Source organism: Actinoplanes sp. NPDC049118 (assembly GCF_040648555.1).
GTDB lineage: Bacteria > Actinomycetota > Actinomycetes > Mycobacteriales > Micromonosporaceae > Actinoplanes.
This window is the reverse complement of the sequence record NZ_JBEZDY010000042.1, coordinates 33175-52588: the sequence shown is the minus strand read 5'-3', so window position 1 is coordinate 52588 and position 19414 is coordinate 33175. Positions and strand designations below refer to the sequence as shown.

Here is a 19414-nt window from a genome sequence, read left to right as displayed (position 1 = left end):
ATGAGTTCGACGCTGGACCTCGCACCCCGGGAGCACTCTGCCCGGGGTACGGGATCGAACGCCGAAACCTGGATGCCACCGGCCGCCGACTCCTCCGCCGCCGGACAAGCCCTCGCCCGCGCCTCCCAACCGGACTACTTCGACTGGCTGTCCCACGTCCAGGCCGCCTCCGGCTGCACCCGACCGATCCGCCTGTCCGGCACCCTCGACACCTACAGCCCGGCCGGGAACCTGCTCGACTCCCGGCACACCGACCAGCTCCCCGACGCCGCCATCTACAAAGCCTGCGGCACCCGCCTCGCGTCGGTCTGCCCCTCCTGCGCCCGCACCTACCAACGCGACGCCTACCAGATCCTGCGGTCATTCCTGATCGGCGGCAAAGGTATCCCGGCATCGGTCGCGAAGCACCCGGCCGTGTTCCCCACCTTCACCGCCCCCAGCTTCGGCACCGTGCACACCCGCAACGTCAAGCGCCATACCTGCACGAACCGCAAGCGTTGCGACTGCCGCCCCGAACCCTGTCACGCCCGCCGCGACACCCCCGGGCCGTGCGAGCACGATCAGCCGGTCGTCTGCTGGGCCCGACACGCCGCCGACGACCCGGCCCTCGGCCAGCCGTTCTGCCTGGACTGCTACGACCATGACCACCACGTCGTCTGGAACCTGTTCTCCACCGAGCTGTGGCACCGCACCAAACAAGCCGCCGACCGCTACCTCGCCCAGCTCTGCAAGGCCCGCGGCCTTCCCCCGGTGCCCAAGGTCAGCCAGAGCGGCAAGGTACGCATGGTCCCGCCGGCGCAGCTCACCCACGGCAAGGCCGCCGAGATGCAGCGCCGCGCCGTCGTGCACTTCCACGCCCTGGTCCGCCTCGACGGCGTGCACCCCGACGACCCCGACGCCGTACTCGTTCCCCCGGCCGGGGTCGACGTCGACGACATCATCGCCGCCTTCCAGCACGCCGTCAGGTCCATCTCCTTCACCACCCCGGCGCACCCCGACCGACCGCAAGGCTGGGAGATCCGGTGGGGCGACCCGGACAAGGGCTTCGACATCCAGCCGCTCACCCTCGCCGGGGACGGCAGCATCACCGACGACATGCTCGGCGAACAGGTCGCCTCGCAAAAGGCCGGCTACCTCGCCAAGTACACAACCAAGAGCACCGAAGCCACCGGCTTCTCGTCCAGCCGCATCACCGACGAATCCGCCGGCCAGCACGACCCCGACGGCGACCACATCGACCGCCTCGTCGCCGCCTGCTGGCGCCTCGGCCGTCCGACACGCCCCACGCCCATCACGGGCTATCTGCTCGGCATAGTCGTCAAGCAGGTGACCGACAAGGCCACCCCGCTCTCCGATGTCCTCGGCCTGCTTGGCGCCCTGGCTGCCACGTACGTCCGGCGGAGGCTGATCGACCGCCCCAGGCGCGCACCGGAACCCGGTGAGCGACGGCCCTTCGACACGGCCTGGACGTGCCCGGACTGCGGCACCCACACCCGCTACCGCACCTGCCCCGTCTGCGTCGCCGAACGTCAAGCCAGCCTTGACACCAAACCGGCCAACACGAGCACGACCACCAATCCCTACGCACGGCTGCGCCGATGGGCACACCGGTTCGGCTTCGCCGGCCACTTCCTCACCAAAACACGCCGCCGCGTCGTCCGCTTCGCCACCCTGCGCGACACCCGCATCAACTACCGCCGCACCGAGGACCGGGCCGAAGTCGACCCCGGCACCATCCGCGCTGTCGACCACCACGGCGAGCAAACCACCCTGATCGTCGGCACCCTGTCCTTCGCCGGAGTCGGCTGGCACAACAACGGCGATGCACTACTCGCCAACACCGCCGCCGCGATGGCCCGCGCCCGACACGAGACCGGCCGCGACGAACTCGCCCACGAGGCTGGCTCCGTCGTGGCACCCATCCTGCAAGCCGCCGCCTGACTCCATCGCTCATCTAGGAAGGAACGCCGTTGAACGAACCCCAGCGGAAGGCCCTGTACCGCATCCCTGAAGCCATGCGGCAACTGAGCCTCAGCCGCTCCGTGATCTACGAACTCATCCGCTCCGGCCGACTGCGGACCGTCAAGCAAGGCCGCACCCGACTCGTCCCCGAGTCGGCCATCACCGAATACGTCTCCCTACTGGAACGGGAGAGCACGGAAGGAGTCGCCGCATGACCAAACGCCGTAGCAGAGGTGATGGCGGACTGCACTGGGACGACGCGCGACAGCGCTGGATCGCCTCAGTCACCGTCGGCTACACCCCGGCAGGCAAGCGCATCGTCCGCAAAGCCAGCGGCAAGACCAAGACCGAAGCCCACACTGCCCTCCGCGCGAAGATCCGCGAGTACGAGGACGGGCTATCGATCGCCCACACAGGATTCACCGTCGCCGACGGACTCGCCGATTGGCTCGCCTACGGGCTGAGCGGGAAGTCCGCGAACACCGTCGGCAACTACACCGTGCTGTCGCGTACCCACATCGCGCCGGACCTCGGCGCTCGGAAGCTCCGCGACCTCACCGCCAACGACATCGACCGGTGGCTGGCCACCAAGTCGAAGATCCTCAGCACGCGAACCTTGCGCCTGCTGCATTCGATCCTCAACCGCTCCGTCAACCGGGCCATGGCCCGCGACAAGGTCATGCGCAACGTCGTCAGCCTGTGCACCGTGCCATACGGGCGGGACGGCCGACCGTCGAAATCCCTGACGTTCGAGCAGGCCAAGGCGCTGCTCGCCGCTGCCGAGCACAGCACCCTGCACGCCTATGTCGTGCTCTCTCTGATGACCGGTGCCCGCACCGAGGAGCTTCGCGCTCTCACCTGGGCACACGTCGACCTCGAGGGGCGACCGGACACCGATCCGCCGATCCCGCCCTCGGTCCACGTCTGGCGCTCCGTCCGCGTCGACGGCGACACCAAGACCCGCAAATCGCGGCGTTCCCTCGCACTTCCCGCCCGCTGCGTCCAGGTCCTCACCGACCACTACGAACGCCAGGGCCTACCCACCGGGGACGCGCTCGTCTTCGCCAGCAAAGCCGGCACCCAGCTCGACCGGCACAACGTCCTGCGCGCCTTCCGACCCGTGATCAAAGCCGCCGGGCTCAACCCTGCCCAATGGACACCACGCGAACTGCGGCACAGTTTCGTGTCGCTGCTGTCCGACAACGGCATGAGCCTCGAAGAGATCGCCGACCTGTGCGGGCACTCCGGCACATCCATCACCGAGAGCGTCTACCGTCACCAGCTCCGGCCGGTGCTGCTCAACGGCGCCGTCGCCATGGACCGCATCTTCGGCCCGGACGACTCTCACGAGGCGTAGTCACCCAATTAGTCACCCAGGCATGACAAGAGGGCATATCCATCGATGGGATATGCCCCCTGACCTGCGTCGGGCTGACAGGATTTGAACCTGCGACCCCTTGACCCCCAGTCAAGTGCGCTACCAAGCTGCGCTACAGCCCGATGCCACGCCCCGGTACCCCAGTGCGCGGCAACTCCATCACCCTACCAACAACCCCCACCAGACCACACACCGGCATACCAGCGCGTCAGCCGTGAGCCTTACCCCGCCCACCGGGCCCCAGCTTCTTACGCGGCCGCACGGACACCTCGATCGGGCTGCCCTCGAAGCCGAACTCCTCGCGGAGCTTGCGCTCCACGAAGCGCTGGTACCCCGCATCCAGCGGCCCGGTAGTGAACAGCACGAACCGCGGCGGCGCCACCCCCGCTTGGGTGGCGAACATGATCCGCGGTGCCCGCCCGCCCCGCACCGGGTGTGGGGTGGCCTGGGTCAGGGCGGTCAGCCACTGGTTGAGCGCGCCGGTGAGGATCCGCTTCTCCCAGCTGGCCAGGGCCTTGCGGATGGCCGGGGCGAGCTTGTCGACGGCGCGGCCGGTCTTCGCGGAGATGTTGACCCGGATGGCCCAGGGGATGCGCTTGAGCTCCCGGTCGATCTCCTTCTCCAGGTAGTTCCGGCGGTCTTCGTCGACCAGGTCCCACTTGTTGAAGGCGATGACCAGGGCCCGGCCGGCCTCGACTACGGAGGTCAGCACCCGCTGGTCCTGCTCGCTGATGACCTCTGCCGCGTCCAGCAGGACCACGCCGACCTCGGCGGCCTCGACGGCGCCGGCGGTGCGTAGGGAGGCGTAGTACTCGGTGCCGGAGGCGTGGCTTACCCGCTTGCGGAGGCCGGCGGTGTCGACGAACTGCCAGACGTCGCCGTCCATCTCGACGAGGCTGTCGACGGGGTCGACGGTGGTGCCGGCGACGGAGTCGACGACCGCGCGTTCTTCGCGAGCCAGGCGGTTCAGCAGTGATGACTTGCCGACGTTGGGGCGGCCGACGAGCGCCACCCGGCGGGGGCCGCGCGGGCCGCCTTCGATGATCGGCGGGGCTGGCGGTACGGCGGCGAGGATCGCGTCGAGCAGGTCGCCGGAGCCGCGGCCGTGCAGGGCGGAGATCGGGAACGGTTCGCCGAGGCCGAGGCTCCACAGGGCCACGGCCTCGTGCTCGATGGCCTGGTTGTCGGCCTTGTTGGCGACCAGGATGACCGGCTTGCTGCTGCGCCGCAGCATCTTGACGGCCTTCTCGTCCACATCCGTGGCGCCGACGGTGGTGTCGACGACGAAGATGACCACGTCGGCGGTCTGCACGGCGATCTCGGCTTGCGCCGCGATGGCGGCGGCGCGGTCCTTGGCGTCGGGCTCCCAGCCGCCGGTGTCGACGACGGTGAAGCGGCGGCCGTTCCACTGGGCGTCGTAGGGCACGCGGTCGCGGGTTACGCCGGGCTTGTCCTCTACGACCGCCTGGCGGCGGCCGATGATGCGGTTGACCAGCGTCGACTTGCCGACGTTGGGTCGCCCGACTACGGCGACGACGGGGACCGGACCCTCGGGGGACTCATCGTCCCGCGGGGAATCCAGTACGAAATCAGGGGCCTCGCTCACGAACTCACCTTGCTGTTCAACATGCTCAGGAGCTCCGCCACTACCTCGTCGATGCCCATGCCCGTGGTGTCGAGCGTGGTCGCGTCGGAGGCCTGGCGGAGCGGGTCGACGGCCCGGCTCGAGTCGAGCTTGTCGCGGCGCGCCAGGTCCGCCTCGGTGGCGGCGACGTCGGTCGCGTCCTCGGCGCTGCGGCGCTGGGCGCGCGCGGCGGCGGAGGCGGTCAGGTAGACCTTCAGGTCGGCGTCGGGTGCGACGACGGCGGCGATGTCGCGGCCTTCGACGACGATCCGCGGCGCGGCGGCGATGATGTCCTTCTGCAGCTGGACCAGCATCGCCCGTACCGCCGGGACCGCGGCGACGGCCGAGACCGCGCCGGTGACCTCGGGGCCGCGGATGGCCGCGTCGACGTCGACGCCGTTGGCCTCGAAGTGCGGCGCCGACGGGTCGGTACCGATCGTCAGGTCGGTCTCCTGGGCGATCTTCACCACGGCGTCGACGTTCTGCGGGTCGACGCCGGCGTGCAGCACCGCCCAGGTGATCGCCCGGTACATCGCACCGGTGTCGAGGTAGATGCCGTCGATCGCGGTGGCGAGCCGACGGGAAACGGTGGACTTGCCCGATCCCGAGGGACCGTCGACGGCCACTACACACCGCTCGGGCCGCACTGCTTGCGCCACCGTTACCTCCATGAAGACCGAAGAATCAACAACCTATTGTGCCCGGCGCGCGAAGCTCAGTCGCCGACGGCCTTGAACAGCGCGCCGACCTCGGCGTTCGAGAGGCGCCGGAAGCCGCCGGGGCGCATGTCGCCGAGGCGGATCGGGCCGACCGCGGTGCGGATCAGGCGGGACACCGGGTGCCCGACCTCGTCCATCATCCGGCGCACGATGTGCTTGCGGCCCTCGTGCAGGGTGATCTCGATCTGTGCGGTCTTGCCGACCGCGTCGATGAGCTTGAACGTGTCGACCTTGGCCGGGCCGTCCTCGAGCTCGACGCCGGCCAGCAGCCGGCGGCCGACGTTGCGCGGCAGCGGGCCGGCGACCTCGGCGAGGTAGGTCTTGGCGATTCCGTACGACGGGTGCATCAGCTTGTGCGCGAGCGCGCCGTCGTTGGTGAGCAGCAGCAGGCCCTCGCTGTCGGCGTCGAGCCGGCCGACGTGGAAGATCCGCTGTTCGAAGGTGCCGAGGAAGTCGGAGAGCTCGTTGCGGCCCTTCTCGTCGTCCATGCTCGAGACGACGCCGCGGGGCTTGTTCATCGCCAGGTACACCAGCTTGGTGTCGGTGATGATCCGCGCGCCGTCGACGTGGATCTCGGCGGTGGCGGGGTCGACCTTGTCGCCGAGCTGGGCGACCCGGCCGTTCACGGTCACGCGCCGGCGGAAGATCAGGTCTTCGCAGGCACGGCGGGATCCGACTCCTGCGGTTGCGAGGATCTTCTGCAGCCGTATGGAGGCATCCTGGTCAGCCTGAGGCATCGAGCACTTCTTCCACGTCGTCGGGTAGGAACGGGGCCAGCGGCGGGAGCTGGTCGACCGAGTTGAGGCCGAGCTTCTCCAGGAACAGCGCCGTGGTGCGGTACAGGAATGCCCCGGTCTCGCCCTCAGTGCCGCATTCCTCGATGAGGCCGCGAGTGTTAAGCGTACGCATGACGCCGTCGCAGTTCACACCGCGGATGGCCGAGATGCGCGACCTCGTAACAGGCTGCTTATAGGCGACTACAGCGAGTGTCTCCAGGGCGGCCTGGGTAAGCCTCACAGACTGCCCATCCAGTACAAACCGCTCCACATACGGCGCATATTCCGGCCGGGTATAGAGACGCCAGCCACCCGCCGCCCGCCGCAGGTCGAACCCGTGCCCGGCCGCCGTGTAGCGCGCCGAGATGTCCTCCAGCATGGCGGCGACCCGCTCGGCCGGCTGCTCCATGATCTGCGCGAGCTGCAGCTCGGCCACCGGCTCGTCGACCACCAGCAGGATGGCTTCGAGGGCCGCCCGCAGTTCCTCGTCCCCGATCGGCTCCGGCTCCGGCGTTCCTTCCTCTTCCTCTTCGGTACGGGATGACGGCTCCTCAGAAGCAGCACCGGCGCCCTTGCGGCGACGGCCCTGGGCCGGGATCTCGGAGCCCGGCCGTGCCGGGGGCGCCGGCTCCTCGCCGGCGCCGGCACCGGTGGAATCCGCCGCGCCGGAATGCACCGCGGCGGCCGCGACCGAGGGTTCGGCGACATCGTCCAGGCCCCGCCCAGCGGGGTTCTCCTCGAGCCCCGCAACGTCCTGGGTCAACGAGAACTCGATCTCGGCGTCATCGGCTGTGGCCTCGAAGACGGCATCCGGCGTCGGGGCGTCGGGCGTCGGCGAGGAGCCGTCCTCGTGCTCGACGGCGTCGACGATCGCCTCGGGCATCGGCAGCTCGGGGCCGCCGCCGACCTCGGTCGGTTCCGGCTCCACCTCGCCGGGCAGCTCCTGCGGCGCGTCGATACCCGGCTCCCCCTCGGCCTCGCCCGGGAACGGCGGCAGCTCCTCCGGCGCCCTGGTCCCGCCCTCGGCCGGGTTCGCCCACTCGAACGCGGAATCGACGTCGTCACCGTCGTCCGCCGAGGTCCCCTCGGCGACAGCCCCGTCGTCCGCCGGAGTCGCCTCGGCGACAGACTCATGTTCGCCGTCGTCCGCCGGAGTCGGCTCGGCGGGCGCCTCGTCCGCGTCCGCGGAGGCCCGCTGCGACGCCGCGTACTCCTCGTCGGGCGGGCGCGGCGCCCGCTCCCAGGGCGGCACCCAGGAGGCTGCCTGCGCGGCAAGGGACTCGGGTCGCTCGTCGGTCATCGCTGTTCCTCGTCGATCGAATCTGTGTATGCGGCTTCCTGGCCGAGACCCTCAGCATCGGCGCCGGCGTCCGCGCTGGCGTCCGCGCCGGCGTCGGCGTCGGGGTCCGCGTCGGCGTCGGCGTCGGCGTCCACGTCCACGTCCACGTCCACGTCCACGTCCACGTCCACTTCGGCATCTACGTCGGCGTCCGCGTCCGCTTCGGCGTCGGCCGGGCCGGGTTCCGCGGCGTCCGGGTCGGTGGCGGCCGTGTCCGGCTCCGGCGGGGTGCCCTCGTAGTCGTCGATGTCGAGCTCGCCCTCGACCTGGTCGCCGCCGATCCAGCGGACCGTCATCTCCTCCAGCGACACCGGCTGCTCGAACTCGACAAGCCCCTCGCGGTAGAGCTCCAGCAGCGCCAGGAACCGGGCCACCACCTCGAGCGTGTTCTCGCAGTCGGCGATCAACAGGCTGAACGTGGCGCTGCCGGCCCGGCGCAGCCGGTCGCGGATCAGGGCCGCGTGCTCGCGGACGCTGACCCGCACCTGGTGGATGTGCGCGATCGACACCTCGGGCGGGCCCGGCTTGGGCAGGAACTGCTTCAGCGCCAGTTTGAGCAGCCGCTCCGCGCCGATGCCGAGGACCAGATCCGGCAGCGCCTCGGCGTACCGGGGCTCGAGGGAGACCGCGCGCGGCCAGCGCCGTGCGCCGACACCCTCCAGGTCCGCGATGACGGCCGCGGCCTCCTTGTAGGCCTTGTACTGCAGCAGCCGGGAGAAGAGCAGGTCGCGGGCCTCGAGCAGGGCCAGGTCCTCCTCGTCCTCGACCTCGGCCGCGGGCAGCAGGCGCGCGGCCTTGAGGTCGAGCAGGGTGGCCGCCACCAGCAGGAACTCGCTGGTCTCGCCGAGGTCCCAGTCGTCGCCCATGGACCGGATGTAGGCGATGAAGTCGTCGGTGACCTGATGCAGCGCGATCTCGGTCACGTCGAGCTTGTGCTTGCCGATGAGCTGCAGCAGCAGGTCGAACGGCCCGGTGAAGTTCGTCAGCCGCACGGTGAACTTGCCGGAGTCGGCCTCCGGGACGCCGTCGAGCGCGGCAGCGTCCAGCACCGCGGCGTCGGCGGGGCCCGCCGGCTCGGCGGGCTGCGGCGACGGTACAGGCTGTTCAGGCACGTGCTGACGGTAGTCCACGGGTCCGACAGGCTGCTCCCGGCTCATGCTCAAACCCCCGCGACCTCGAGTGCAGCTCCCCTCAAGGTCAACGCAGCGACCGGCGGCCGGTAACTGTCCGTGCGGGTCCCGCTGCCCCGGACCCGAAAGAGATCATCGGCGGCGGGCCCGGCACCGGCCGGGGTGTGATCCTGGAGGCATGACGACACGGGTGGCGATGTGGTCCGGCCCGCGCAACATCTCCACGGCCATGATGCGCAGCTTCGGCGCCCGCGCCGACACCGTCGTGTCCGACGAGCCGTTCTACGCGCACTATCTGGCCGTGACCGGCCTCGACCATCCCGGCCGCGACGCGGTGCTGGCGAGCCAGCCGAACCGGTGGCAGGACGTGGCCGCGGCGCTTGCCGGCCCGCTGCCGGTGGGGGTGACCGTGCACTACCAGAAGCACATGGCCCATCACCTGCTGCCCGGCATGGGCCGGTCCTGGCTGCCCGCGCTCACCCACGCGTACCTGATCCGCGATCCGGCGCACGTGGTCGCCTCCTACGCCCGGGTGCGCGGCGAGCCGACGCTGGCGGATCTCGGCTACCCGCAGCAGGCGGAGCTGTTCCGCGCCTTCGGCGGGCCGGTGGTCGACGCCGCCGACGTCCTGCGCGACCCGGCCGCGGTGCTGCGCCGGCTCTGCGCGGCGCTCGGCCTCGACTTCGACCCGGCCATGCTGCGCTGGCCGCCCGGTCCGCGGGCCACCGACGGCGTGTGGGCGCCGCACTGGTACGCGGCCGTCCGGGCCTCGACCGGGTTCGCGCCGTACGACCCGGCGCCGGCCGAGGTGTCGGACCGGCTGCGCCCGCTCGTCGAGGCGGCCCGGCCGTACTACGACGAACTGGCCGCCCACCGGCTCTGAACGCTCACTGGGCGACCACCGGGGTGCCGTGCGCCCGGGCGTGCTCGCCGTAGAGGCGGGCGATCCGGGCGGTCAGGTCCCCGGGCTGCCCGGTGCCGATCAGCCGGCCGTCGATCACCGTGACGCCGGCGATCTCGCCCATCGTGCCGGTGCAGAACACCTCGTCCGCGGCGTACATCTCGGCGAGCGACACGTCGCGGACCACGGCCGGGATCGCGGCCGACCGCGCCAGGTCCAGCACGGTCTGCCGGGTGATGCCCTCCGGGCAGGCCGCGGTGCCGGGGGTGACCAGCCCTCCCCCGATCACGGCGAACAGGTGGGTGGCGTTGGTCTCGGCGACGAAGCCGCGCCCGTCGAGCATCAGCGCGTCGTCGGCTCCGGCCGCGGTCGCCTCGATCTTCGCCAGGATCGAGTTCAGCAGGTTGGCGTGGTGGATCTTCGGGTCGAGCACGTCTGGTCCGGGGCGCCGCACGCTCGCGGTGATCAGCCGCAGCCCGGTGGTGTCGTAGACGGGCGCCTTGTGCTCGGCCAGCACGATCAGCGTCGCGCCCGCCCGGTTCAGGCGCGGGTCCATCCCGCTGGTGATCTTCACGCCGCGGGTCAGGGTCAGCCGGACGTGCACGCCGTCGAACATCGCGTTCGCGCGCAGGGTGGCCGCGATCGCGCCGGTGAGCTCGGCGTCGGTGGGTACGGCCGCGAAGTCCAGGGCGGTGGCGGAGCGCCGCAGCCGGGCGAGGTGTGCGGCGAGCCCGAAGATCCTGCCCTGGTAGAGCCGCAGGCCCTCCCATACTGCGTCGCCGCCCTGCACCGCCGAGTCGAACGGCGAGATGCCGGGCTCGTCGCGGTGCCGGAGCACCCCGTTGACCCAGTAGACGATGTCGGCGTTGCGCTCGTCGTAGCCCTGCAGCATCGGCGTCGCCCCCTGTACGACGGGCCCGCGGACGGGACCCACCTGAGTGGATCATATGGGTCGTTCCGCGGGCCGCCGGTCACGTCGCCAGGTCCGGCTCCGACGGGACCGGGCCGGCGGTGGTCGCCGGGCCCGCCACGTACCGGTGGCTCAGCCGCCGGTACGGGCCGCTGCGCAGCGCCAGGACCGTGGCGACCACGCCGATGACGCCGGTCAGCACGAACACCAGCGCGAGCCCCCGGTCGGCTCCGGTGCCGAACCAGCCGCCGATCGCCGCGGCACCCGCGCCGCCGTCGGTCATGAACGGGATGAACACGAACTGGGCGATCGGCGAGATCAGGAACGCGGTCAGCGGCGAGGCGGCCTGCTCGACGCTCTGCGCGAAGCCGAAGACCCGGCCCTGCCGCTCGTACGGCACCACCTTCTGCAGGATGGTCTGCTCGGCGGCCTCCGCGTACGGCACGAGCAGCATGTAGACGTACATTCCCGCGGCGAGCGGGAGGATCGAGGACCGCAGCGGGAACAGCATGGTGACGGTCCACAGCACCAGGTTGACCAGCAGCAGCAGCCGGACCGGGTTGCGGCCCAGGCCGGTACGGGCGACGAGCATTCCGCCGACGATGAAACCGGTGCTCAGCACCCCCCACAGCAGGCCCCACGCCTGCACCGAGACCAGCGACAACCCGTACGCGTCCATGAGCGCCATGAACGCGCCGCCCAGGAAGTTGTTGAACGCCGAGAAGAGGATCAGGGCGCTCAGGCCGGGCACCTCGCCGATCACCCGCATGGTGCCCCGCACGTCGACCGTGCGTTTCGCCGGGGCCACCGGCTCGCCGTCCACGGCGGCCGGGTCCGGCGCCGTCGCGCGCTGCGGGACCGCGACGAAGGACAGGTGCACCAGCGCGACGGCGAGCACCGCCAAGGCCAGGACCAGCACCCAGAACATGTCGCCGACCGCGACGAGCACCCCGCTGATCACCGAGGTCAGCAGGAACGAGACGCCCGAGGTGGTGCCGACCAGCCCGTTGGCCCGGTCCCTGGTGTCCTCGGAGATCAGCACCGTCACCAGCGTCGGCAGCGCGATCGTGCGGATGTTGCCGGCGATGACGCCGAACATCAGCAGCACGATGAACGTCCACAGGGCGACGCTCGCCGGGTCGGCGAACGACCCGTGCGGGGTGATCTGGTAGACCACGAAGGCGGCGGCGTACAGCAGGAACGACGCCGCGGCCGACACCTGCATCATCGTCTTCTTGGAGTGGTGGTCGACAAGGCTGCCGAACCAGATGCCGGTCAGCGCCGTCATCACCAGGAAGATCCCGGAGATCACTCCGGTGGCGAAGACCGAGCGCGTCTGCAGGTAGACGTAGAAGGTGATCGCGAACCAGACGGTAAAGTTGATCACCGATACCAGCAGGGTGTTGGCCAGCAGCTGGTAGAACGTCTTCCGGTTACCGCGGATGATGCTCATCCAGAGACCGTATGGCCTGAACCCCCGTTGATGTCCAGGCGATTATGCGTGCGGGCCCTGGTCGCCGCCGCGCGCGGCGGCGCCTGGGCGGCGTTCACCGGCCCTCCGCCAGGCCCGCGCCGCCGGTCGCCGCCGCCTCGTCGTCCTCGGCGGCGTGATGCAGCCGGGCGTGCACCCGGTCGAGCAGGTCGCTGCGGGTGAACGGCTTCTCGATGATGCTCACGCCGGGCGGGAGGGTGCCGTTCTCGGTGAGGACCGGCTGGGCGTACCCGGACATGTAGAGCACCGGGATGCCGGGGCGTAGCGCGTGCACGCGGGCGGCGACCTCGTTGCCCATCATGTTGGGCATGATCACGTCGGTGAGCAGCAGGTGTATCGGGTCCGGGTGGCTCTGCGCGATGCGCAGCGCGCCGGCGCCGTCGTCGGCGATCAGCACCTGGTAGCCGGCCCGCTTGAGGATGCGGCTGGCCGCCTCCCGCAGCGCGGCCTCGTCCTCCACCAGCAGGATCGTCTCCTGCGGTGCGGCGATCTCCGCGGCGGCGGTCGCCTCGGCGGCCGGGGCCTCGGTCTCGCCCTCGGCTTCGGTCGCCGGCAGCACCAGGGTGACCGTGGTGCCGATGCCGTTCTCGGAGTAGAGGCGCACGTGGCCGTCGGCCGCCGCGATGATGCCGTAGACGGTGGCCAGGCCGAGCCCGGTGCCGGCGCCCTGCGGCTTGGTGGTGAAGAACGGTTCGAAGGCGCGCTCGGCCACCTCGGCGGGCATGCCGAAGCCGGTGTCACTGATCCGGACCCGCACGTACCGGCCGGGGAGCAGTCCGGTGCCGTCGGCGACGTCCTCCTCGTCGAGGCTGGTGTTGCCGGTGTCGATGGACAGCGTGCCGCCGGTCGGCATGGCGTCCCTCGCGTTCACCGCGAGGTTGAGCAGCACCTGCTCGAACTGGCCGGGGTCGACGCAGACCGGCCAGAGCTCCCGGTCGAGGTGGGTGATCAGGTGGATGTGCTCGCCGAGGGTGCGCCGCAGCATCTGCTCGACGTCGCCGACCACGTGGTTGAGGCTGACCACCTGCGCCTGGGTGATCTCGCGCCGGCCGAACGCGAGGAGCTGCTTGGTCAGCCGGGTGGCGCGCTCGGTGGCCCGGGAGATCTGGGCCAGGTCGGCGCGGGCGGCGCTCAGGTCACCGGGATCCGGTTCGGGGGTGTCGAGCGTCTCGACGAGCAGCTCGGTGTAGCTGGCGATCACCGCCAGGATGTTGTTGAAGTCGTGCGCCACGCCGCCGGCGAGCTGGCCGAGGCTCTCCAGCCGGCGGGCGTGCTGCATGCGGCGGTCCGCGGCGTCGCGCTCGGCCTGTGCGGCGAGGCGCTCCCGCTCGGCCTGTGCGTGTATCCGTTCGGTGACGTCGCGGACCGCGGCGGAGACGATCACGCCGTCCTCGGTCTCGAGGGCGGACAGGCTGATCTCGGCGGGGAACTCGCTGCCGTCCTTGCGGACCGCGGCCAGGGCCTCCCCGACGCCCATGTCCCGCGGCCGCGGGTCGGCGAAGTAGTCCCGGCGCTGGCCGGGGTGTACGGCCCGGAACCGCTCCGGCACCAGGATGTCGACGTTCTGCCCGAGCAGCTCGTCGCGCCGGTACCCGAAGAGGATCTCGGCCTCCGCGTTGGTCAGCACGATGCTGCCGTCCGCGGTGACGCCGATGATCGCGTAGGGGGACGCCTCCAGCAGTCCGCGGAACATCGCCTCGGCGCGCCGGCGTTCGCTGATGTCGCGCACGATGCAGGCCACGCCGACCGGGCGGCCGGCGGCGTCGGTGATCAGTGACGACGTCAGCGACGCCATGATCGGCGCACCGTCCTTGGTCCGGTGCTCGACCTCCACCTGATCGATGCGCTCCCCGCGGATGACCCGATCCAGCAGTCGCCGTTCCACGTCCTGATGCCCGGGCGCGACGAGAGTGGCGTAGTCCCGGCCGACCGCCTCCTCGACGCCGTAGCCGTACAGATCCTCGGCGGCGGCGTTCCAGCTGGTGATCACCCCGTCGAGGTCCTTGCTGATGATCGCGTCGGCGGAGGACTCCACGATGACGGCCAGCCGCTTGCGCTCCTCGAGCACGGTGGCCCGCTCGGCGAGGGCCGCCGCCTGGGCGCCCAGCTCCGCGATCAGGGTGATGTCGTCGTCGGCGAACAGCGTCCGGTACCGGTGCAGCAGTACCAGCGCCCCACCGGGCACCGTCAGGGGCGCCGCGGTCACGAACCGGGTGCCGCTGTACCGGGCCAGGTCCACCGCCACCTGGGGAGGGTGGGTCCAGCCGGCGAGCGCGTCGATGGCGATCTCGATGGTCAGGAGCCGCTCGACGCCGTCGTCGTCGGGGTAGCGCCGATCGCCGAGGCCGAGGTGCGGGTCGCTGACCGGGGTCACCACGCCGTCCGGGCCGGGCAGCAGCACCACCACGGCGTCGGCGCCGAGCTCCCGGCGCGTGCCCTGGCAGTAGCGCTGCCAGATCTGCCCGGCGGGCGCGTCGGCCGGGGTGGCGAGCAGCTGTCGCATCACCGAGTAGGCCGCTCCCCAGGACCAGATGCGGCGCAGCCAGCGCGGCGGCAGGAAGGCGAGCATTGACATCAGCGACGAGGCGAGCAGGAGGCTCCACATCGTCGCCGCGACGGAGGGTCCGATGCCGGCCAGCAGCAGCGCCGTGCCGAGCGCCGCGATGCCCCAGGCGGCGCACAGCAGTCGGCTCCGGGCCGCGCCGCCGCGGCGGCCGGCCTCGAGCGCCAGCAGCGTCGCCGCGACGGCGTCCAGCAGGAAGACGACGCAGGTGACCGGCCAGGCGGCCCGGTTGGGAAACTCGGTCGGCAGGAAGATGATCTGTACGGCGCACGCGATCCAGACGGCCAGCGCACCCCGCAGGACCCACGCCGGCACCCGGCGCAGCCGGCTCACCAGCCGCAGGGTCAGGTAGGGCTGGCCCGCGATGATGATGACGAGCACCACCACCAGCGCCGGGGGCGGGACCCCCATGATCAGGCGGGCACCGCGCAGGACGAAGGTCATGGACACCGCGGCGAAGATCCACATCAGATCGCGCAACAGGGGGTCGCGGCGGCGCAGATAGGTCACCGACGTCCAGGCGAAGATCATCACGTAGAGCGCGGCGATCAGCTGAAGCACCCTGGGATCCCCCACTTGATGATGATTCACCCGATGGCGTCAGTTCGTTGGGCAAACACCACCATGCATGATGCATTATCGATCCGGCATCAGAAGTGCCCGCCCGGGCGGACCTCAGGAAGGCGTCAGCCCCACAGGCGCAGGAAGAGCACGCCGAGCACGTCGAGGATCGCCAGCAGGAACGGGTAGGTGAACGGGAAGAAGCAGCAGATCAGCAGGATCAGCACGCCGATGTTCTTGTCCTCGAACCAGAGCCGCATCTTCTGCATGCCCACCCCCGGGCGGCGCTGCGCCGACCACAGGATGCCGAAGCCGTCCAGCGGCGGGATCGGGATCAGCGCCAGCAGCCCGAAGGTCAGCAGCCCCACCGCCAGGCAGAGCAGCACCTGCTGCCCCACCGGCAGCGTGAACCCGCGCAGCACGTCCGACGGTCGCAGGAACGACAGCAGGTTGCCGGGGAACAGGATCACGTAGGCCGCGAACAGGAGCTGAGCGAACACGATGCAGGCGAGCGGGCCCGCGGCGAAGACCGCCGCCGCCCTCCCCCGGCCGTGGTAGCGGGGCACCTCGTCCACCGAGATCATCTTGCCCCAGCCCATGCCGCCGACCGCCGCCGCGACGGCGCCGAACGGGTCGACGTCCTCGCGCGGCCGCGGGGACACCGGGTCCCGGCGGTCGCTGAGCCGCAGGGCGCGTGCCGTGATCCGGATCGCGAAGGCCCGCAGCAGCAGGCCGAGGAGGAAGGCGACGACCAGCGCGACGAATGCGACCGGTTCGCCGAGGGCGAAGAGCAAGCTAGCGCTCCGCCTGCGCGGCGATGACCTCACGGGCGAGCTGGCGGTAGTTGCGGGCGCCCGAGGACGCCGGGTCCAGGCTGGTGATCGGCGCGCCGGCCACCGTGGACTCCGGGAACTTCACCGTCTTGGTGATGACCGTCTGGTAGACCTTGTCGCCGAACGCCTCGACCACCCGCTGCAGCACCTGGCGGCAGTGCGTGGTGCGACTGTCGTACATGGTCGCCAGGATGCCCTCGAGCTCGAGGTCGAAGTTGAGCCGCTCGCGGACCTTGTCGATCGTGTCGAGCAGCAGGGCGACGCCGCGCAGGCTGAAGAACTCGCACTCGAGCGGGATGAGCACTCCGTGCGCGATGGTCAGCGCGTTGATCGCCAGCAGGCCCAGCGAGGGCTGGCAGTCGATCAGGATGAAGTCGTACTCCTTGCGCACGGTGCGCAGCACCCGCGCCAGGGCCATCTCGCGGGCGACCTCGTTGACCAGCTGGATCTCGGCCGCGGACAGGTCGATGTTGGCCGGCAGCAGGTGCAGCCCGGCCACGTCCGTCTTGATGATGACGTCCTCGGCGGTGACGTCGTCCTGCATCAGCAGGTTGTAGACGCTCAGGTCGAGGTTGTGCGGGTTGACGCCGAGGCCGACCGAGCAGGCGCCCTGCGGGTCGAAGTCGACGAGCAGCACCTTGCGGCCGTACTCGGCCAGGGCGGCGCCCAGGTTGATGGTCGTCGTGGTCTTGCCGACGCCACCCTTCTGGTTGGCGAGCGCGATGATCCGCGCCGGGCCGTGCCGGTCGGTCGGCATCGGCTCGGGGATCGGCCTGCGCATCGTGTAGGCCGTCGGGTCGGCTGGGCCGAGGTCGGCACCGAGATCCATGGAGCTCTGCTGGTCGCGCAGGGCCGAAGTCCACGCCTCGGCGCGGTCATGGTTCCCGCTCATTTCCCTGCCCCCTCTCGACCCGCAGCCGGAGCCGATGCCCGACTGTACGCCAAAGAGGCCGCCCTGCCGGGGTCAGCCGTTCGGCGTGTCGCGTCGACTCACGCACACCGTTCAACGAGCGCGCGGGTGGGAGGTCGCGTACACCTCCCGAAGTCGGTCCACTGTCACCAGGGTGTAGACCTGTGTGGTCGTCACCGAGGCGTGTCCGAGCAACTCCTGCACGACCCGGACGTCCGCGCCGCCGTCGAGCAGATGGGTCGCGTACGAGTGCCGAAGCGTGTGCGGTGACACGGCGTGCGGGCCCTCGACGGGCAACCCGGCGGTCTGCGCGGCGCGGTGCAGGATCGTCCAGGCGCTCTGCCGCGACAGCGGTCCCCCGCGCGCGTTGAGGAACACCGCAGGCGTGCCCCGGCCGGCGGCGGCCAGCGCGGGCCGGACCTGGACCAGGTAGGCCTCGAGGGCCTCCCGGGCGTAACGGCCGACCGGCACGAACCGGGTCCGCCCGCCCTTGCCGTGCAGCGTGACCGTCGGCTCGTCGCCGAGGGCCAGGTCGTCGACGGCCAGCCCGACCGCCTCGGAGATGCGCGCGCCGGTGCCGTACAGGAATTCCAGCAGGGCCCGGTCGCGCGGCGGGACGGCGACGGCGAGCAGGCGGGCGACCTGGTCGACGTCGAGCGCCTTCGGCAGGCGCTTCGGCGGCGCCGGCGGCTTCACCTCGCGGCTCACGTCGTGCGCCACGATGCCCTCGCGGGCGGCGAAGCGGTGCAGGCCGCGGACGGCGCTCACCGCCCGCGCCGCCGACGCGGCGGACAGGGCCGGATGCTCCGGGTCGCCCTCGCGCAGGCGCGCGAGGTGCCCGGAGACCTCGGCCGCGGTGACGGCGGCGAGATCGCCGACGCCGGCCGCGGCCAGGGTCTCCAGATAGCGCTCGAGATCCCGCCCGTACGAGGCCAGGGTGTTGCGGGACAGGCCGCGCTCGACCGTGAGGTGATCGAGGTAGGTCCGCACGGCCCGCCGCAACGCCGGTGAACTCAGCTGAGCACCTCGGCGAGGGAGTACGCGTGCATGCCGTGCGCCTCGGCGACCGGGCCGTAGGTGACGTGCCCGCCGTGGGTGTTGAGACCCAGGGCCAGCGCCGGGTCGGCCAGGACCGCGTCGCGCCAGCCCCGGTTCGCCAGCTCCAGCGCGTACGGCAGGGTCACGTTGGTCAGGGCGTACGTGCTGGTGTGCGGCACCGCGCCGGGCATGTTCGCGACGCAGTAGAACATCGACTCGTGCACCCGGTAGACCGGGTCCGCGTGCGTGGTCGGCCGCGAGTCCTCGAAGCAGCCGCCCTGGTCGATGGCGATGTCGACGAGCACGCTGCCCGGCTTCATCCGCGAGACCAGTTCGTTGGAGATCAGGTTCGGCGCCTTCGCGCCGGGCACCAGGACCGCGCCGATCACCAGGTCGGCGTCGATGACGGCCTTCTCGATCTCGTACGCGTTCGACGCGATCGTCTGCAGGTGCCCGCGGTAGTCGGCGTCGGCCGCGCGGAGCCGGGCGATGTTCTTGTCGAGGACCAGCACCTCGGCCTGCATGCCGAGCGCGATCGCCGCCGCGTTCATGCCCGAGACGCCCGCGCCGATGACGACGACCTTGGCCTGGTAGACGCCGGGCACGCCGCCCATGAGCACGCCGCGCCCGCCGCCGGAGCGCATCAGGTGGTACGAGCCCACCTGCGGCGCGAGCCGCCCGGCGACCTCGGACATCGGGGCGAGCAGCGGCAGGCTGCGGTCGGGCAGCTCGACGGTCTCGTAGGCGATGCCGGTGACCTTGCGGTCGATGAGCGCGTCGGTGCACTCCTTCGAGGCCGCGAGGTGCAGGTAGGTGAAGAGCACCTGGCCCTCACGCATGCGGCCGTACTCCTCGGCGATCGGCTCCTTGACCTTGAGGATCAGGTCGCCGGCGCCCCAGACGGCGTCGGGGCCCTCGAGGATCGTGGCGCCCGCGGCGGCGAAGTCCGCGTCCGTGATCGAGGAACCGGCGCCCGCGCCGGCCTGCACGTAGACCTCGTGGCCTGCCCGGTTCAGCTCGAAAACCCCCGCGGGGGTGATCGCCACCCGGAACTCGTTGTTCTTTACTTCGCTCGGAATGCCGACCTTCACGAGTCGACACCGTCCTTTCCGGGAGAGACGTCGATGGCTCATACCCGAGACGGGCTGCTTCGCAGAATACCGTCCCAACAAGTGGAAGATACTGCCGATGTGTGGCCCGAAGATCAAGAAGTGGGCCGCCGTCGCCGCTGTGGCCCAGAACACCCCGGACCTGCAGCGGACCGGTACGCCCACGGTG

At 71.0% G+C, this 19414-nt stretch carries 16 protein-coding genes and 1 tRNA gene; 4 read left to right on the top strand and 13 right to left on the bottom strand.

All coding sequences use genetic code 11. The annotated features are described in order from the left end of the window. Genes AB0B58_RS39850 through AB0B58_RS39840 form a run of 3 tightly spaced genes read left to right on the top strand, consistent with a single transcriptional unit; the run spans position 1 to position 3319 of the window. Positions 1 to 1941, top strand: a complete 1941-nt coding sequence (locus AB0B58_RS39850; protein WP_360235680.1) for a replication initiator — start codon at positions 1 to 3, stop codon at positions 1939 to 1941. A gap of 29 nt (positions 1942 to 1970) precedes the next feature. Further along, entirely contained in the window at positions 1971 to 2177 is a 207-nt protein-coding gene (locus AB0B58_RS39845; RefSeq protein WP_360235677.1) for a helix-turn-helix domain-containing protein, read from the top strand. Beyond that, positions 2174 to 3319 (top strand): site-specific integrase, encoded by a 1146-nt coding sequence (locus tag AB0B58_RS39840; RefSeq protein ID WP_360235673.1) that lies wholly within the window; start codon positions 2174 to 2176, stop codon positions 3317 to 3319. The genes AB0B58_RS39845 and AB0B58_RS39840 overlap by 4 nt, the downstream gene beginning before the upstream one ends. A gap of 69 nt (positions 3320 to 3388) precedes the next feature. Here the strand turns inward: AB0B58_RS39840 and AB0B58_RS39835 are convergent. The 6 genes from AB0B58_RS39835 to AB0B58_RS39810 all read right to left on the bottom strand — a co-directional run bounded on the left by AB0B58_RS39835 (position 3389) and on the right by AB0B58_RS39810 (position 8955). Then, positions 3389 to 3462: transfer RNA gene (locus tag AB0B58_RS39835), tRNA-Pro, on the bottom strand. Between the two features lie 86 nt (positions 3463 to 3548). Further along, positions 3549 to 4922, bottom strand: a complete 1374-nt coding sequence (gene der, locus AB0B58_RS39830; protein WP_360235746.1) for a ribosome biogenesis GTPase Der — start codon at positions 4920 to 4922, stop codon at positions 3549 to 3551. Between the two features lie 20 nt (positions 4923 to 4942). After that, complete coding sequence (gene cmk / locus AB0B58_RS39825; RefSeq protein WP_360235670.1) at positions 4943 to 5623, bottom strand: (d)CMP kinase; 681 nt, start codon at positions 5621 to 5623, stop codon at positions 4943 to 4945. 56 nt (positions 5624 to 5679) lie between these two features. Further along, positions 5680 to 6420 carry a pseudouridine synthase gene (locus tag AB0B58_RS39820; RefSeq protein WP_360235667.1) on the bottom strand — a complete coding sequence of 247 codons (741 nt, stop codon included), beginning with the start codon at positions 6418 to 6420 and terminating at the stop codon, positions 5680 to 5682. After that, a complete protein-coding gene (gene scpB, locus AB0B58_RS39815) occupies positions 6407 to 7342 on the bottom strand; it encodes an SMC-Scp complex subunit ScpB (protein WP_360235743.1) in 936 nt (311 codons plus the stop codon). Before scpB ends, AB0B58_RS39820 begins: the two co-directional genes overlap by 14 nt. 413 nt (positions 7343 to 7755) lie before the next feature. After that, entirely contained in the window at positions 7756 to 8955 is a 1200-nt protein-coding gene (locus AB0B58_RS39810; protein ID WP_360235664.1) for a segregation/condensation protein A, read from the bottom strand. 151 nt (positions 8956 to 9106) lie between these two features. Here AB0B58_RS39810 and AB0B58_RS39805 point away from each other — a divergent pair, with 151 nt between their 5' ends. Then, positions 9107 to 9811 carry an HAD family hydrolase gene (locus AB0B58_RS39805; RefSeq protein ID WP_360235661.1) on the top strand — a complete coding sequence of 235 codons (705 nt, stop codon included), beginning with the start codon at positions 9107 to 9109 and terminating at the stop codon, positions 9809 to 9811. A gap of 4 nt (positions 9812 to 9815) precedes the next feature. Here the strand turns inward: AB0B58_RS39805 and AB0B58_RS39800 are convergent, their stop codons facing one another. The 7 genes from AB0B58_RS39800 to ald all read right to left on the bottom strand — a co-directional run bounded on the left by AB0B58_RS39800 (position 9816) and on the right by ald (position 19227). After that, complete coding sequence (locus tag AB0B58_RS39800; protein WP_360235658.1) at positions 9816 to 10763, bottom strand: aminotransferase class IV; 948 nt, start codon at positions 10761 to 10763, stop codon at positions 9816 to 9818. A 37-nt stretch (positions 10764 to 10800) separates the two neighbouring features. After that, positions 10801 to 12192: an MFS transporter gene (locus tag AB0B58_RS39795; RefSeq protein ID WP_360235655.1), complete on the bottom strand. Its 1392-nt coding sequence runs from the start codon at positions 12190 to 12192 to the stop codon at positions 10801 to 10803. A 94-nt stretch (positions 12193 to 12286) separates the two neighbouring features. Further along, a complete protein-coding gene (locus AB0B58_RS39790) occupies positions 12287 to 15355 on the bottom strand; it encodes a PAS domain S-box protein (protein ID WP_360235652.1) in 3069 nt (1022 codons plus the stop codon). A gap of 125 nt (positions 15356 to 15480) precedes the next feature. Further along, the gene (locus AB0B58_RS39785; RefSeq protein WP_360235649.1) at positions 15481 to 16149 is read right to left on the bottom strand and encodes a hypothetical protein; all 669 of its coding nucleotides are present in this window, start codon (positions 16147 to 16149) and stop codon (positions 15481 to 15483) included. A gap of 1 nt (position 16150) precedes the next feature. Next, positions 16151 to 17080 (bottom strand): AAA family ATPase, encoded by a 930-nt coding sequence (locus tag AB0B58_RS39780; protein ID WP_354721389.1) that lies wholly within the window; start codon positions 17078 to 17080, stop codon positions 16151 to 16153. A gap of 111 nt (positions 17081 to 17191) precedes the next feature. Further along, on the bottom strand, positions 17192 to 18088 hold the full coding sequence (locus tag AB0B58_RS39775; protein WP_360235646.1) for a site-specific tyrosine recombinase XerD: 897 nt from the start codon (positions 18086 to 18088) through the stop codon (positions 17192 to 17194). A gap of 23 nt (positions 18089 to 18111) precedes the next feature. Next, positions 18112 to 19227: an alanine dehydrogenase gene (gene ald / locus AB0B58_RS39770; RefSeq protein ID WP_360235643.1), complete on the bottom strand. Its 1116-nt coding sequence runs from the start codon at positions 19225 to 19227 to the stop codon at positions 18112 to 18114. Between the last annotated feature and the right edge of the window lie 187 nt (positions 19228 to 19414).

What these genes read in the sequence shown, in the direction of transcription:
- AB0B58_RS39850 (WP_360235680.1), top strand. Translation starts at nt 1, where the DNA reads ATGAGTTCGACGCTGGACCTCGCACCCCGGGAGCACTCTGCCCGGGGT.
- AB0B58_RS39840 (WP_360235673.1), top strand. Translation starts at nt 2,174, where the DNA reads ATGACCAAACGCCGTAGCAGAGGTGATGGCGGACTGCACTGGGACGAC.
- AB0B58_RS39820 (WP_360235667.1), bottom strand. Translation starts at nt 6,420, where the DNA reads ATGCCTCAGGCTGACCAGGATGCCTCCATACGGCTGCAGAAGATCCTC.
- scpB (WP_360235743.1), bottom strand. Translation starts at nt 7,342, where the DNA reads ATGCCCGAGGCGATCGTCGACGCCGTCGAGCACGAGGACGGCTCCTCG.
- AB0B58_RS39810 (WP_360235664.1), bottom strand. Translation starts at nt 8,955, where the DNA reads ATGAGCCGGGAGCAGCCTGTCGGACCCGTGGACTACCGTCAGCACGTG.
- AB0B58_RS39805 (WP_360235661.1), top strand. Translation starts at nt 9,107, where the DNA reads ATGACGACACGGGTGGCGATGTGGTCCGGCCCGCGCAACATCTCCACG.
- AB0B58_RS39795 (WP_360235655.1), bottom strand. Translation starts at nt 12,192, where the DNA reads ATGAGCATCATCCGCGGTAACCGGAAGACGTTCTACCAGCTGCTGGCC.
- AB0B58_RS39780 (WP_354721389.1), bottom strand. Translation starts at nt 17,080, where the DNA reads ATGAGCGGGAACCATGACCGCGCCGAGGCGTGGACTTCGGCCCTGCGC.